We start from the raw sequence: 16,062 nt of genomic DNA, 5'->3' as shown, positions 1-16,062 counted from the left end.
TAATTCACTTGCTTTAACTTACCGCGCCCTGTTTATTTGTAAATTAATTGAGGCGACAACTATCCTGACACAGGGGGCCAACATCTATTAACACAAGATGTCATCCACGCCGATGAGACCACGCTCAAAGTGATTAACGATGAGCGAGTAAAATCCTATATGTGGGTGTATTGCGCTGGCGCGGATAAACCAAGCACTGAGCCTCGATATCAAGGTTTGCGCAATATAGTACTGTACGACTATCAAGACGGTAGCCGCGCGGGCACCTGCGTGAGCCGTTTTCTGGCCACCGAGCAAACGGTATTTAATGGTTATTTACAAGTCGATGGTTACGCGGCTTATCAGCAGGCAAACAATAAACTGGTCGGTTGTTGGGCACATGCACGGCGTAAATTTAAAGAAGCGTTAGTGGCACAAGGCAAACCCAAAGCAGGCAAAGTCAGTAAAGCGGATATGGCGCTGAGCATGATAGCCAAGCTGTACCGTATTGAAACCCAAATACAAGCACTGAGCCTGGAAGAGCGATTGTATTTTAGGCGCACCCATTCATGTGCCCAATTGGCGTTATTTAAGCAATGGTTGGATAAATCAGTGCAGCAAGTATCAAAGGAAAGTCCGCTAGGCAAAGCCATCCATTACAGCCTCAATCAATGGTCAAAGCTGAGTTGTTACACGCAAGACAGTCGCCTCAATATCGACAACAACCGCGCAGAGCGGGCAGTAAAACCGTTTGTGATAGGGCGTAAAAACTGGCTATTCAATCACAACCATCGCGGCGCTGAGGCGAGTGCAATTTTGTACAGCATCATAGAAACGGCTAAAGCGAATGGACTTATCCCGTTTGATTACATCGAACACTGCTTAGAACAATTATCCTACCCTGATTGTGACCTCAACAGTCTCTTACCCTGGCAGGTTAGGCTAGACAAGACGTAGTTCGCCGGACGCATACGGTGTCTCTCCATAACTCTGAGCTTATGTTTGGATGCTGTTAACTTTAAGCTGACTACTTGCCCACTGTAGTCCAGGTAGAGATCGCAGTTCATTATCCTAACCAGAAAGTTCAGGTTTAGGCGTTCTAAATGAACCGCCCTGTGCGGAGCCGCATGCAGGGTGTGGGGGCTAGAGGTTAGATACCTCCGGCTACCCGATTATATTTTTATAGTGACGATTTCGTAAAAGGCTTATGAAACAACGACGGCATTTGATCCTGCTTTAGGTAAAATTTCGGCATTTCATCTTTTTGAAGCCAAGCATATCCATTTAAACGATCTTTTAAAGCACCATATTGTGAAGGCATTGATAGCTCATTCATAACTTTTTTTACAAATGAGCGATAACGCTTTCCAACGAAATATTGTTTGTATAAAGATGAAGGAATCGGAAGTTCTACTTTAGCGTCATCTCCTGACACAGAAATACCAAGCATCTTTGTAGGCGGTGCTAACTTTATAAACCTAGGGTCTACACCTTTGGCTTTTAAAAGGTTATCTCCAACATTTTTAATCTCTTGAACCATTTTTGAATGTTTTTGATATTGCCCTTGCTCCATATCTTTCTCAATATCAGATAATCTCTCTCTTATTTCTATCACATCCAAATCTTTGCGGTAATGTGATAGTGCCTCGAGGTACTCTTGTCCGTTTCCACATTCTTTTACCAACATAGGTATGAAGTTAGGCAGTTGAATTTCATCAGAATGAGGAACTAAATCTAAATCACTATATGTTTGGAGCATCTTCTTTTGAAAACCTCTCATCCCTACATTAAATGATTTAGCAAAATCTCCAGAAGTATTTGCTCCATGATTCAGGCGATCGAGAAAATCATATGAAAAGAAGTCTCGAAGTGGATGCGACATATAGTTTACATTTAACTTTGCAGCATAAACTTGATGCCAGATATATTGAGTTCCGAGCCACGCCATAACTGAAAGCATTCTTTTGACATGCGGTGACAATTTTTCCCAATCTACGGGTAATCCATCTCTCCCCTGAATTTTAAATTTTTCACCAAGACCATAATCAGCTGGGCTATCTAAAAATGCTTCTATTAGTGGGTTTTCTTTTTCTATCCCCATAGTCCGAAAGACCAAATAGAATTCTGAACTGGAATGCTCCCAAATGAATTTACTAAATGCATCTGCTTGTTCAAAGTATTGAGAAAAGAGACTTCTATCAGAGCCTTCTTTGAATGCTGTAGTCCATGCTTCTGATAGAGCATTTGATATGGTTAATAAATTCTCATCCTCCTGCTGGTCAACAGTTACAAAATCGAATACAGGGTCTGATAGCATTTTTTTTCTAGCTGGGGTTAAAGATTTTTTATAGGTATCGGGGATTATTATCTTATCACTTAACAAAAAAGCTTCACTAAAGCGTTCAAGTGCAACATGCTCAACATCAAGTAACGCAGGTTCTTTGATTGGTGCTTTACCTAATGCCCGTTGTACACTTGAAATAGTTGCATTATCTAGTAACACGGAAGACATTGAGTACTCTCCAAAAAATATAACAGCTTATTCAATAGCAGCACAATAACGTTCTAGGCTGCTCAATTCATATACCAAAGATATCATCGCTAAGTTATTGTTGTAAATCGAATATTTTCCATTAATAGGTAAGTAATGCTCATAATACTGCCGGAGAAAGAATGCGTCTTTGTTTACAAGGTCTATACTGCACTTTCCAATACCCATTAGTCGTTTGATATGTATAGGTTTTATTAAGCATTACAAAGTTATCGATGCGTAGAAAGCCAATTTTTCGTATACTTTGACGCCAAAATTATCTCAATTTTGAGTAAATCAGTTATACCTCCTTCGACGACAAGCCAGTAAGTAACCAGTCTTTTTGGCGGCAAGTAAAACTGTCAAAAACGATTAGAAAAAGTAAGACTATGTTGACTGGATCTGGAGCGCCTAGTTGTTCCTACCAACACGTTTTGGGGCAAAAGTTTGTTAGATTTAGCAGAACTGCATTGGAACTAATTTTCAAGTGAGGCGATGACCTTAATAGCGATTTCTTGAGGGCATTCGCCATATGATTGCTGAAGACTAATAAATGATTCTGCATTAAAGCAGACGCTTATGACATCCAAAGGCGTTCCTTTGAGTGTTTGCATTGGAAAAGTCACCATCTTGTCATCGATACTTAACTGCTCCCAAATAATAATTTTACCTTCCTTGTCTCGTAAACGCCTGGACTCTTTTAATTCTGAGCATCTTCTTTTTAATTCCAGCCATAATTCGATGGACATATCATTAGAGCGCGCTATTTTGTGAAACGCAGAAAATTTCGCTTTATATCTCTTACTTACATAACGCATATAGCCCCCCGAATCTTACGTATTGTTTAGAAGCATCTTAGCACGGCGGCTCCTTTTAAATGCAGCAACCATCTCACATAACGCTCCAGTTAAAACTACTGGCTCACTCTTTTATACAAACTAATTTCGCTCTCAGTGAGAGCGAAAAGGTTTATTTCGCACTACCCTGTAGCTGATGCGTGCTGGGTTGCAGAGCATTTAATACCAATTAGCATTGAAGTGTGATCTAATTGAGCTACAACATTTAATACTTTTTAAACATGACAACTTTATCCTACAAAGAAATACTCGCTCTCTCTAAACAAGAGAAAAATGCTAACAAGAAGATCCGCTTATTAGCCGTTGCTACGTTCCTGCAAATTAATAATCGCTCAGAAGTCGCCAGACGGTTAAATGTCAGCCGTCGCAGTGTGAACGATTGGGTATCAAGCTTCTTGAACCAAGGTTTAGCAGGCCTAGAGGACAAGCCTCGTATAGGCAAAAAGAGTCGATTGACCCCAAGCAGAAAGAGCAAGTGTGCCAGTTTGTTAAGGATGCGACCCACGCCACCAACGGTGGCCGCCTGATAGCTGAGGATATTCAGCAATTTATCGCCTCACAATACGATGTATCGTATAGCCATTCACATGTTTATTGGCTATTGCATAAACTGGGTTTTAGTTGGATAACCAGCCGCTCTAAGCACCCCAAGCAATCTGCTGAGGCACAAAAAACCTTTAAAAAAACTGCAGAATAAAGCGATCGATATATTGCCTGTCTATATCCCTTTTGATCGCGTTGATATTTGGTTTCAAGATGAAGCGCGATTCGGTCAACAAAATACCACGACGAGATTATGGGCACCAAAAGGTTCTAGGCCAAGAGCGGTGAGACAACAACAATTTGAATACGCTTATCTTTTTGGCGCAGTTTGCCCTGCGACGGGTGCAACAGAAGCCTTGGTTACGCCCTTTATTAATCAAGATGCGATGAGGCAGCATTTAAAGCAAATATCAGAAGCAACTGCCAATGATCGTTATGCGCTAGTGATCCTTGATGGTGCAGGTTGGCATACTGAAAACGTCGCAGCTGATTTTGATAATCTCTGGATCCTGAAATTGCCTCCCTATTCTCCTGAGTTGAACCCAATAGAGCAGGTGTGGCAATGGCTACGCCAGCATTGCCTCGCTAACCGCTGCTTTAAAGACTTTAACGATATTGTTGAGCAATGCTGTCGTGCATGGAATACATTCATTGAGTGTCAAAATAGGGTAAAAACGTTGTGCTATAGGGATTGGGCTAAGTTGGGAAGTCTTTAATCGTAATTGGTATAAGACTATTTATTAAAAAAGCAATGTTTGAAACGCTTGTTTGATTTACAAGTCCTTTTCGCACTCACTGACTGCGAGCCATTTTCTATACCATTATATTTCGCTCTCTGCTGTAGCGAAATAATGACAGTTTTGGCAGTGTTAGTGCCTCATTTGGCGCTGTTACTGCCAATTGAGACAGATTGTTAATTTAGGTTTAAAGTTTATTTATTAACCACACCCGATCATCAAATATCATATTCAATTTTCTCAATATCCTTAAGTAATGCAGTAACGTTTATATCTTTGCCGTAACGACTGAAAGTGATATTGGGGTTGGCGTGGCCAACGATTTGCGCCACGATATGCTCGCTGATATCCAGTTGCTTCATTTCATCGATAAACGTATGTCTGAAGCCATATGACGTGGGACGCTGGTTAGCTTGCATGCCGATTTCGGTTTGAAGCTTTGCGAGCTGTTTACAGTAAGTTTTTGACCAATCTTCAATGATGCCGACAGGTTTATAATCAAACAGCTGGGTATGTGTTAATTTTCTTTGTTCAACAAACGCAATAAAGCCTAGCTCAAGCAAGTATTTGTGAATGGGCACATAACGTTTGGCATTGAGGTTCTTTAATCGCTGTGCTGCACCGCTGTCATCAATGCTAATACAGTGTACGCCATCGATTAGTTTGATATCTCCAGGTTTGAGCTGGCTGGCTTCTGAGGGCCTTAAGCCGCCATAAAGCATCAAACGGGTGACCCATTTGAAATCGGTTGTTGAAGCCTTGAATGATGAGCTGCGAAGTAGTCGTTTAAGTTCAGGATGCGTCCAGCGGTCTCTAGCTTGATTCGGTTTAGCTTTTGGTTTTTGTCCGACAGTAACGCTTTCAAAGGGGTTGTGGTTGCAATAGTTCATTAACTGGCACCACTTAAAGAACTGAAATATGGCAGCTAAGTACTCTTTATTGCTTTTGTAGCTTCGGCCTTGAGTCAGTAACTCATCGCGATAGGTCATCGCATCAGCACTGGAGATGTCATGCACACATTTATATTCAGCTTGAAGCTTGGTTTTAAGAATGGATTTTGATGATACAGTATCAATAAAATGCCGAGTACGCTGCTCAAGCTGCTTGATAGACAGCGGCCGAATGGCTGATTTTTGTTTTGAAATAATAAATGCGCTTAATGCTTCGTTTAACCCAATAACAGGCTTTGCTTGCGCAACAGTTGTGGTTTCACGATGCTGAGACAATTTAGTCTCTCTAATGGGGATAGCATGAGGTTTTTGCGTGATGTTGAACGTAATATCAGAATCAGCTGCATCAAACTGAGTTCTGAGATGGTTAATGACCTCATCAACGTAGCGAATAAAGTCATTTATACGGGTTTGATGGTCAATAGACTTGATGATTTTTTTGAGTGCTCCGGCAACATCAATGTTACGGATGACCGCTTCTGCTCTGTCACGAGTCAGTAAGGAGACTTTTACGTCAAAGGGAAAGCCCTTGTCGCGTAAATATTTGGCTAAACAGATACGCGTGAAGTATACGTTGTTGGGTGCTCGATAAAGATACATTGTCTGAGTCAATCCTTATGGAGAGCCCCTCAAACGCCAAAAACAAAAAAAGCCGTTGATAATCAACGGCTTTTCTCGTATTTAATGTGGCGGAGGGATAGGGATTTGAACCCTAGAACGGGATAAACCGTTGCCGGTTTTCAAGACCGGTGCATTCGACCACTCTGCCATCCCTCCGAACGGGCTGAATAATATAAGTAACTCGTTTGCTTGTAAACCATAAAGTTAAAAAAAACACCTGAGTGCATAGCATTTAATCAGCATGCTCATATTTTTGTCATCATCGAGACTTTTTTAATCAACACAAAACTCGTTGGCGACTCTTTTATGGACTTGAATCACTTCAACAACACCAGGTAAGCTAGAAGAGTTGAATCAGCTAAGGCTTTTGTGGTGCTTTATGCTAATATCATCTCATTATTTTTCGTTGTCGCAGCTAAATTACCACTATATGAATTCAACGCTACTGCCTAGTGCCAAACTCGCTCCTCAATATCATTTACCTGATGCATCGACTTCAGTTTCTTTTCCAAGTCATATACTGCTTGGTCAAGAACGAGTGGTTGAAACATTCAAATTAATGAGCAAAACAAATTCGCAACATTTATTTCTTGCTGATTTTTTAGGGGTAGATAGATCACTATTTATTGATGCGTTGGTAACTCAAGCTAACACGCCTTCAAATCATTACCTTGTTGCGACTAAAAAACAGCAAGAAGATGCAGATATTCAGTTTAAGTGGCAACAAACACTCCCTCCTGAACATGTCGGCATTATCGCTAAGCAAGAATCATTGTCCTGCTATTTACAAGGGACTATTCGCCGTGCTGATTTGCTCGGTAGAATGCTTAAAACGGACAAATCCAGTGTTTATAAACCTGGTGCACTAGCCAAAAATCATTTCGTGTTTATTTGCTTAGCATCATTATGGCAGCGCGAGAGTTTGTGGGATTTGTTGATGCAAATTATCCACGATGGCTTTTATCGTATTAATAATGAGTTAACGCCTATTCCACTGAATTGTAAGATTGTACTTGTGGGCTCTGGTTTATCGTATAGCCAGCTTAGAGTTGAAGACCGAAATTTTAATCGCCATTTTCCATTGCTGGCTGAAATGAGTAATGAAGTTGATCTAACACAGCATCCTGAATCGTCTTATGTGCAATGGTTGAACGTGCTTGCCCAAGCAGAATCTGTTGAATTAGAACCATCAAGTTTGTTACCGTTATTTTGGTATAGCTCACGTTTGGTTGAACATCAACAACGCTTAAGTTTAAGTATGTTGGAGTTTAGGCAACTATTAGGTCAAGCAAAAGTATATTCAGGTCAAGCTACATTGAATGCTGCAGCTATAGCTAAAGCACTGGAAAAATTAAAATTCCGTCACAATAGCTCTGAAATATATTCGGCTCAAAGTTTTGATGATAATTTTATAAACCTGCCAACTAAAGGCGCTATGGTAGGTCAGATTAATGCCCTTACGGTTATTGATACAGGCGATTATACCTATGGTGAGCCTGCCCGTATTACCTCATCAGTGCATTATGGTGATGGCGAAGTGGCAGATATTGAACGAAAATCAGAGTTGGGTGGCAATATTCATGCAAAAGGCATGATAATCCTATCTGCTTGCTTGTACCGTATTTTTGGTCGTGACGCGCCTCTTCATTTGAATGCAAATATTGTATTTGAACAGTCTTACCAAGAAATTGATGGTGATAGCGCTTCACTCGCCGAGTATTGCTGTTTAATGTCTGCGATAGCTGAACAACCCATTATCCAAAGTTTAGCGGTTACAGGCGCATTAGATCAGTTTGGCAATGTACAAGCGATTGGTGGTGTGAATGAGAAAATTGAAGGTTTCTTTAATTTATGTCAACGCCGCGGTTTAACGGGCGAACAAGGTGTTATTATGCCTAAGGCCAATGTATTACAGCTAAATCTTGAACCTGCTGTGATTGAAGCCATTGATAAAGGATTATTTCATATCCATGCAATTGAGCATATGGATCAAGCAGTTGAACTGCTGATGCAAATGCCTGCTGGAGTCGCGAATGAAGATAACGACTTTGCACCAGACACGCTTTACGGATTAGTACAACAACGTTTAGATAAATTAGCCGGACAAGATGATGATGACGTGGAACTGAACTTTTTTGCTAAATTGTTAGCTAGATTGCACATTATTTAGTGATCGGAGTTGTTTAGCTTACACGTGTTCGCTATCTTGTTAGTATTATCAGTCAATTAAGTGGTATCGATTTAAATGGAAAAAGCTAATAGTTTCACTAAAGAGCAACTTGTCGCATGTGGTCATGGCAATCTTTTAGGCCCAAATAGACCGCGCTTACCTGTCGACAATATGTTGATGATTGACCGTATCATTACCATAAATGAAGATGGTGGTGCATTTGGTAAAGGTGAAATAATTGCCGAACTCGATATCACACCCGATCTATGGTTTTTTGATTGCCACTTTATCAGTGACCCAGTAATGCCTGGTTGTTTAGGTTTGGATGCCATGTGGCAACTTGTTGGTTTCTTCCTAGGCTGGGAAGGCGCTGAAGGTAAAGGTCGAGCATTAGGCGTGGGTGAAGTGAAATTTACCGGCCAAGTATTACCTGATGCAAAGAAAGTGACTTACAAGCTTAATATTAAACGCAAAATTCACCGAAAATTGGTTATGGGTATAGCTGATGCCACGATGGAAGTTGATGGTCGTCAAATCTACTCAGCAACTGATTTAAAAGTAGGTATTTTCAGCGATACATCGACGTTCTAGTTAACGCCACTTTACTTGGAATACGTTGAAAATGTAGCTTAATGCCCTCCGATATACATCGTGAGGGCATTTTATTAAGTGTTACTTATTAAGTACTACTTGTTAAATAGGCCATTAAGACGACCGTCAATACCTTCACGCCATCCGCCTAACCATTGAGACCGTGAATCCAGATTCGAATGGGGACAAACCTCCTTAGAACGCCCTCCTACTCCGGCTTGAAATCCTTTTGAAAATGCTCTGTCTAAACGATCTCTTTTCTGTCTTTTCATGTATGAGTCCTCTTCAGTAACAGGCTTCTTTTTGACATGATAAAGCTGAAGCCTTGCATATAGAAATAGATCGTTTTTTAACCAAAATCAACCAAAAAAACCATCATTTTAATGATCTTTTATTAAGGTATTGAGAATTAGGTTAAAAAAAATCGAGGAATATTTCCTCGATTTTTTTATGGTTCTAGACTACCCCCTGTTTGAGGGGCTAGATGACGATGATTACACTGAGTCTATGATGACAGTTAAGCCTATTTTTTTACTCTGCGACGCAACCATAATAATGGCAGAGTGAATAACCAAGCAAAACTGGCTGCACCTTGACGTACATAAGCCACTTCTTCAACTGTGTCTGAAGTCGTACATGCTTCACCAGAGGTTGGTTTCAAAATAACCATTCGCGGCAAATATGCTGTTACTGGAGCACCGTTCCCATCTAATTCAAATAGCGGTAGATTATTTTCACCGACAAGCACATTACCAGTAGTTGCATCGGTTTGATATTGTGGCTTACGAATAAACGCAGTCCCTACAATAGTGCCGTCTTCATTGATGCTATTGGCTTCTACAACTTGAATATCGGTGTTATAAGTTAATATTTCACCAGTACCATCTTGAATACTCACTTGATGACGAGCCCACTCTCCATCAGTATTCTGTACATAGCCTTTAGAACCACAGGTAAGGAGATCGTTTAAATTAGAAAATTCGCTAGTACTATTTTCAAATAAGAAACCCACTTTTGGACGAGGCTTTTCTTTGTCGTAAGTTGATTCAACATAACCGACAACTTGTCCTTTATTGTTGATATCTTTAGGTTTGCTACTTAAATCTGACAATGTGGTTTGGAAGTCATTCGGCGTAACAATCCCTTGTTCTGGATTGTTAGTGTCTAATGTGAAGAATTTATCACGTAAATAACCACCAATATATTTACGATAACTGCCGACTAAAATACCATTATCATTAATATCATACGCGATAGAGCTTGTGACTTCATTCTCCATATCTACCCAATTATATTGATATTCACCATTGGTATTCTTTTTCCAGTAAGCAGCATCAAAATATAATTTATCGGTGTCGCCATTACGATAAACATGTGAGCGGCCAGCCACATCATCATCGCTGTTAACACCTAATGCTTGGGCGGTGTAAATTAGCGTTGAGTCCGTTGCAGGGGTTAAGCCTAACGGTAATTCAGTACGCTCAGGTACACCGGCATCGTCTATGTTATTTAAATCCCATACTAAAGCGCGTGTTTGATAAATAATATAACGACGGCTGTTAGTGTCTGGATACTGAGAATCTTGAACACAAATAGCGAGCGGCGTAGGATTATCTGCATCGGTGTCTTCTGCACTTGTAATACAGGTATCTACACGGTCAACACTTGATGAAGCCAATGCGGTACTACCATAACCAACAACAAGATTATTTTCATTTACATCGGCTGCAACAGACGAACCACCTAACTCAACGGTAGCTGCACTAGTGTCAGCATCTTGTTCACGAACATAGGTTGTGTAAGGAGGTAGTAATGAAAATTCAACATCATCTTTTACTGCAATGGCACGAAGTTCAAAATCACGATAATACCAAAGCTCTTGTGTTGTGCTTGTACCTTCATAAGCCAAGGTCTTTTGCTCACCAGTATAAGCACCCACTTTGGTGCCATTACTGTTAAGACCATAGAAGAAGGTATCAATTGAATTAACAACCAGTTCACCATCACTGTCTACGTCAGCAGGATTAGTCGTACCAGCTAGGCTATAAAATGAAGGCTTCCAAGCGCCTTCAGCGGCATTTGCACTGGTAGTGACAGTGAAGTTATTTGCCTCTATTGGTGTTAATACTGAATAGGTAATCTCTTCTGCATCAGAAATACCATCTTCAACATCAATGATGCCGCCTTCAATGTCTTCGGTACTAAGTTTCTTTTTACCTTTTGAAATACCGACAACTTCATCTTGACTGTTCACCGCCATGGCATAGCCATTACGTGTACCGTCAATAGTGCCATTTAGGTCGAAATCTTCAATATTAACAATTTCATATACTGGCGCAGCTTGAACTGTTCCAATCACACTTAATACACCTATCGCAACAAGGGATAAGGCTTTATCAAACTTTAACTTCATGTAACTATTCCTGTTTTATTATGCTTTACTTCAGTGACTCAAGCTCTTCCCATCGCTCGAAGCAAACTTCTAAATTCTGTTCTTTTTCTGCCAACAACTGCAGTGTTTTATTGACCAAATCCTGCGGTTGATTATAAAAATCAGCACCCGCTATGGTTTGCTGCAATTGGGCAATATCTTGCTCGAGCTGTTCCATTTGGCTCGGGAGCGTATCTAATTCTTTTTGCAATTTGTAAGACAGTTTTTTGACTGCTTTCTCAGGGATACTGACAGGCTTTGTTTCAACCACTGCGGTAGGTTGGACAACATTAGTTGCAACAGGTTCCTCAGAATAAAACTTTGCACCTTGAGCAACAGCATCTTGGTAACCACCAACATACTCAGCCCATTGTCCATTGCCCGCAAACCACCAACTGCTGGTAACGGTATTGTCGATAAATGCTCTATCGTGGCTCACGATAAGTAATGTACCAGCAAAATCAGCAAGCAGTGACTCTAACAATTCTAACGTCTCAATATCAAGATCGTTTGTTGGTTCATCGAGAATAATTAAATTGGCAGGGCGCAATAATAATCTCGCCAATAACAAACGGTTCTTCTCGCCACCAGAAAGTGCTTTTACCGGAGTACGAGCACGCATTGGCGAGAATAAGAAATCTTGTAGATAACTAAGAATATGGCGATCTTGGCCATTAATTGTGACGGTACTTTTACCCTCACCAACGTTTTCTTCTACTGTTTTTTCTGGGTCAAGCGCTTCACGATACTGGTCAAAATAGGCAACGTCTAGCTTAGTACCGACTTTAATTTCGCCAGATTGAGGCTGCAGCTTTTCAATTAACAGTTTGATTAGCGTTGATTTACCGCAACCATTTGGGCCAATTAACGCGATACGGTCACCACGTATGACAGTAGTACTGAAATCTTTAACTAAATTTTTATCAGGCAAATTATAGTTAACATTTTTAATATCAAATACTAACTTACCAGAGCGTTCGTTATCAGATACCGACATTTTGGCGTTACCTTGACGGTTTAAGCGTTCACTACGTTCGGTACGTAGTGCTTTTAACGCTCGAACACGACCTTCATTTCGAGTACGTCGCGCTTTAACACCTTGACGGATCCAGGTTTCTTCGTCGGCAAGTTTTTTATCAAAATGAGCGTTTTTCTCAGCTTCAACTCGTAACCATTCTTGCTTACCATCTAAATAAACTTGATAGTTACCTGGAAATGAGACCACGACACCACGATCTAAATCGACGATACGCGTTGCCATTCTTTGAATAAAACCGCGGTCATGGCTTACAAATACGATAGCGCCTTTAAAGCTTAATAAAAATTGCTCTAACCATTCAATGGTATCGATATCTAAATGGTTGGTAGGTTCGTCAAGCAGTAATAAATCAGGATTAACAACAAGGGCACGAGCTAACGCCACTTTACGCTGCCAACCACCAGACAATTCATTTAATGGCTTATCCGGATCTAGGCCTAACAACTGACAGTTTTGGATAATGCGTGAATCTAATTGCCAGCCGTCATTGTGATCTAACACTTCCTGAAGACGTTGCATTTGATTCAGCATACGGTCCATCTGCTCAGGATTAGCATCTGCAACATCGTGTGATAATTGATGATACTGTTCTAACGCTTCACCAATTTCTTTCAAACCCGCTGCTATATAAGAGTAAACCGATCCGGTTTCTGCTTTAGGAGGGTCTTGCTGTAAACGACTGACGTTAACGTCATTTGCAATATTAAACTCACCATCATCAAGTAATACATCACCTGATAATACTTTCATTAAACTTGATTTTCCGGCGCCATTACGCCCAACAATACACACGCGCTCACCAGGTTCAATGGTAAAATCTGCATTTAGCAGCAAAGGAATGTAACCGTAGGCTAACGAGCCATTATTAATGCGTACCAGACTCAATCTAAACTCCTAAAAATTCTTGTAATTGTGCGGCATCGAAAGGCCAGAATAACTCACGTTCGCCCTGTACAAATACAGGAATGCTCATGCCATAACGCTCTGCAAGTGATGCGTTATCACAAATATCGATGTGCTGATAATGTATTGCGGTTTGATCAACCAATTTTTGAGCTATTTCACACAGATGACAACCCTCGGTGTGAAATAGCACATAAGCGACTGAACTATTTTTTAGCATGAGTCAGTAGCCAAACATTATGGATATGTGGATTACGTTTATAATCCAGCGGTAAACATAAATGGTCGATATTAGTCACGTCGATACCTGCTTGGTTCAACGCCTCGATATCCATCTTAAATTTACGTTTGTTGTTTGAGAAAATAAGCTCGCCATTTGGAGAAAGCAGCTTAATCAAGCCACCTAACATCTCTGCATGATCGCGTTGCACATCCCAACTGTCTTCCATACGTTTTGAATTTGAAAACGTCGGTGGGTCGATAAAAATGAGTTCATATTTCTGATGGCTATTATCTTTTATCCACTGCAAACAGTCTGCCTGAATAAAATCGTATTTAGCGCCAGACAAACCATTTAAGGCAAAGTTTTCTTTGGCCCAATTAATGTAGGTATTAGACATGTCGATGGTGGTAACTGATTTAGCTCCACCGATCGCAGCATGTACTGATGCAGACCCAGTGTAAGCGAATAAATTAAGGACATTTTTGCCTTTTGATTTATCGCCAACCAGTTTACGTGTAACTCGATGATCAAGGAACAAACCCGTATCGAGATAACCGGTTAAGTTAAGTTTAAATTTAGCACCATATTCTTCAGTGATAACTTCAACTTTACGTTCGTCAATTTTTTGATATTGGTTAGCACCCTTCTGACGTTCACGAGTTTTCAAGGTGATACGATCAGGATGAATCCCTAACGCCCCAGGCAAGGCTAATAGCACATCACTAATACGGCGTTTAGTCACCGCTTCAGGAATAGTTGCTGGAGCTGAATATTCTTGAATAACAACATAATCCACGTATCTATCAATGGCGACGTTGTATTCAGGTAAATCAGCATCATATAAACGATAACTGTCTATGCGCTCTTTTTTAGCCCATTTTTCAAACTGTTTAACATTCTTTTTAATACGATTCGCAAATGCTGGCGCAATGTCGATAATATCAACACCTTCAGGCAATTCAGGCACGTCGCGGCGGGTACTGTTGGCGTGTAAGGTATAAATGTTAAAAGCACATTCTAATGCGCCGTTGAACATTTTCATCTGCTTGTCAGCTTTTAGTTTAAGCGATGATATAAGTTCAACATCACTGCACAACATAGCTATTTTCCAGCCACCAAACTCTTTTTTAAACTTATCACCGAGTTGGTAATAAAGTTGTAAAAGCTCAGTAACATTACCCAAACGCTCACCGTAAGGCGGGTTAGAAATCAAAAAACCTTCGCTTACAGGAGGTGTTACATCGAGTGCATCTGACACGCTAAATTCAATTAATTCAGCTACACCAGCATTCTCAGCATTGCGCTTAGCGATAGAAATCAGGTGAGGTTCGATGTCTGAACCGTAAAACTTAAGCTTACAACGAGTTTTGCCCAATGTTGCACGCGCTTGAGCTTCGTCAAAAATAACCTGCCACATTGCTTTATTGTGACTTTGCCAATTTTCGAAACCAAATTTCTCACGTTTTAGTCCTGGTGCAATATCAGCAGCCATTAATGCCGCTTCTATTAATACCGTGCCACTGCCACAAAATGGGTCAAGCACAGTAATAGGATTAGCTTGCCAACCACTGCGAACCAACATATTGGCAGCGAGGTTTTCTTTTAATGGTGCTTCACCCGTAGTTGAACGGTATCCGCGTTGGTGTAAAGAAGCGCCTGAGAAATTCATTGAAATAGTCAGTTGACCATTACGATAATGGGCATCAATTTTAAAATCTGGATTAACACGTTCTACATCGGGACGAAGAGTACCATCATCACGAAAACGGTCAACTACAGCATCTTTAATTTTCAGCGCACCAAATTGAGTGTTATTAATGAAACCACCCGTGCCGTGAAAATCAATACTGAAGGTTTTTTTATGGGAAAAATGCGATGGCCAATCAATGCAGTATGCTGCGTTATAAAGTTGCTCTGCAGAATCACAAGCTCCTTTATAGATGACTAATACGATACGGCTCGCTAAACGAGTCCATAATGTAATGCGATAAGCCAGCTCTAATGAAGCAGAAAAATATACTCCAGCAACACTTTCTTTAACGTCGGTTGCTCCGAACTCTTTAAGTTCAGAAGCAAGGCTATATTCGAAACCCTTTGGGGCTGCAGCAAAAAAATTAAACATGTATTAGTCAGTCATCGGTTACGCAAAATTCAGTGCAGCATTATACCTGCTCAAACACATAACCCCAACGACTTATCGAAATGGACGGTTAAAATCCCTTATTTTTGGGTTAATTTGGCAATATCGTACGATAAAGCAGTGACTCGCTTATTTTACCAGCAAACAAATAGCTATCGCCTAGATTTTACTTGCAAATATAAACGGGGATCGCTATAGTTCGCCCCGCTTTGAAGCAGACCGTTAAACACGCTAACTAGCCAGTTTAATAAGATGAATTAAAGCAGCGTCAATCGGACGCGGGATGGAGCAGTTGGTAGCTCGTCGGGCTCATAACCCGAAGGTCGTAGGTTCAAGTCCTACTCCCGC

10 protein-coding genes, 1 tRNA gene and 2 pseudogenes are annotated in these 16,062 nt (G+C 40.6%); 4 read left to right on the top strand and 9 right to left on the bottom strand.

The features are described 5' to 3' along the window. Positions 1-90: 90 nt before the first annotated feature. Positions 91-936 (top strand): annotated as a pseudogene (gene tnpC, locus AAEY97_RS20830) (IS66 family transposase); the annotation flags it as partial. Positions 937-1,159: 223 nt separating this feature from the next. Here tnpC and AAEY97_RS20825 read toward each other — a convergent pair. After that, on the bottom strand, positions 1,160-2,491 hold the full coding sequence (locus tag AAEY97_RS20825) for a hypothetical protein (RefSeq protein WP_351001203.1): 1,332 nt from the start codon (positions 2,489-2,491) through the stop codon (positions 1,160-1,162). A 494-nt stretch (positions 2,492-2,985) separates the two neighbouring features. Further along, positions 2,986-3,327 (bottom strand): hypothetical protein, encoded by a 342-nt coding sequence (locus AAEY97_RS20820; protein WP_124731081.1) that lies wholly within the window; start codon positions 3,325-3,327, stop codon positions 2,986-2,988. A 260-nt stretch (positions 3,328-3,587) separates the two neighbouring features. Here AAEY97_RS20820 and AAEY97_RS20815 point away from each other — a divergent pair. Next, a pseudogene (locus AAEY97_RS20815) lies at positions 3,588-4,625 on the top strand (IS630 family transposase). Positions 4,626-4,864: 239 nt separating this feature from the next. Here AAEY97_RS20815 and AAEY97_RS20810 read toward each other — a convergent pair. Beyond that, entirely contained in the window at positions 4,865-6,196 is a 1,332-nt protein-coding gene (locus AAEY97_RS20810; protein WP_351001199.1) for a tyrosine-type recombinase/integrase, read from the bottom strand. 87 nt (positions 6,197-6,283) lie between these two features. Continuing rightward, positions 6,284-6,373, bottom strand: a tRNA-Ser gene (locus tag AAEY97_RS20805). Positions 6,374-6,647: 274 nt separating this feature from the next. Between AAEY97_RS20805 and AAEY97_RS20800 the strand changes: the two genes are divergently transcribed. Both AAEY97_RS20800 and fabA read left to right on the top strand, forming a co-directional pair. Next, positions 6,648-8,387 (top strand): AAA family ATPase, encoded by a 1,740-nt coding sequence (locus AAEY97_RS20800; RefSeq protein WP_351001206.1) that lies wholly within the window; start codon positions 6,648-6,650, stop codon positions 8,385-8,387. Positions 8,388-8,462: 75 nt separating this feature from the next. Beyond that, complete coding sequence (fabA, locus tag AAEY97_RS20795; RefSeq protein WP_011638105.1) at positions 8,463-8,978, top strand: bifunctional 3-hydroxydecanoyl-ACP dehydratase/trans-2-decenoyl-ACP isomerase; 516 nt, start codon at positions 8,463-8,465, stop codon at positions 8,976-8,978. Between the two features lie 95 nt (positions 8,979-9,073). On the opposite strand, the gene rmf is transcribed toward fabA, so the two are convergent. The 5 genes from rmf to rlmKL all read right to left on the bottom strand — a co-directional run bounded on the left by rmf (position 9,074) and on the right by rlmKL (position 15,696). Continuing rightward, entirely contained in the window at positions 9,074-9,250 is a 177-nt protein-coding gene (gene rmf / locus AAEY97_RS20790; RefSeq protein WP_011638106.1) for a ribosome modulation factor, read from the bottom strand. Positions 9,251-9,501: 251 nt separating this feature from the next. Further along, positions 9,502-11,391 (bottom strand): DUF3466 family protein, encoded by a 1,890-nt coding sequence (locus AAEY97_RS20785; protein ID WP_351001195.1) that lies wholly within the window; start codon positions 11,389-11,391, stop codon positions 9,502-9,504. Between the two features lie 25 nt (positions 11,392-11,416). Further along, complete coding sequence (locus AAEY97_RS20780; RefSeq protein WP_101086605.1) at positions 11,417-13,333, bottom strand: ABC transporter ATP-binding protein; 1,917 nt, start codon at positions 13,331-13,333, stop codon at positions 11,417-11,419. Position 13,334: 1 nt separating this feature from the next. Beyond that, complete coding sequence (locus AAEY97_RS20775) at positions 13,335-13,571, bottom strand: glutaredoxin family protein (RefSeq protein ID WP_059744475.1); 237 nt, start codon at positions 13,569-13,571, stop codon at positions 13,335-13,337. After that, positions 13,558-15,696, bottom strand: coding sequence for a bifunctional 23S rRNA (guanine(2069)-N(7))-methyltransferase RlmK/23S rRNA (guanine(2445)-N(2))-methyltransferase RlmL (gene rlmKL / locus AAEY97_RS20770; protein WP_351001192.1), 2,139 nt, complete (start codon positions 15,694-15,696; stop codon positions 13,558-13,560). The genes AAEY97_RS20775 and rlmKL overlap by 14 nt, the downstream gene beginning before the upstream one ends. Between the last annotated feature and the right edge of the window lie 366 nt (positions 15,697-16,062).

Origin of the sequence: Shewanella sp. TB7-MNA-CIBAN-0143 (assembly GCF_040310065.1) — a bacterium.
Lineage (GTDB): Bacteria > Pseudomonadota > Gammaproteobacteria > Enterobacterales > Shewanellaceae > Shewanella.
This window is presented reverse-complemented; position numbering and strand designations above follow the sequence as displayed.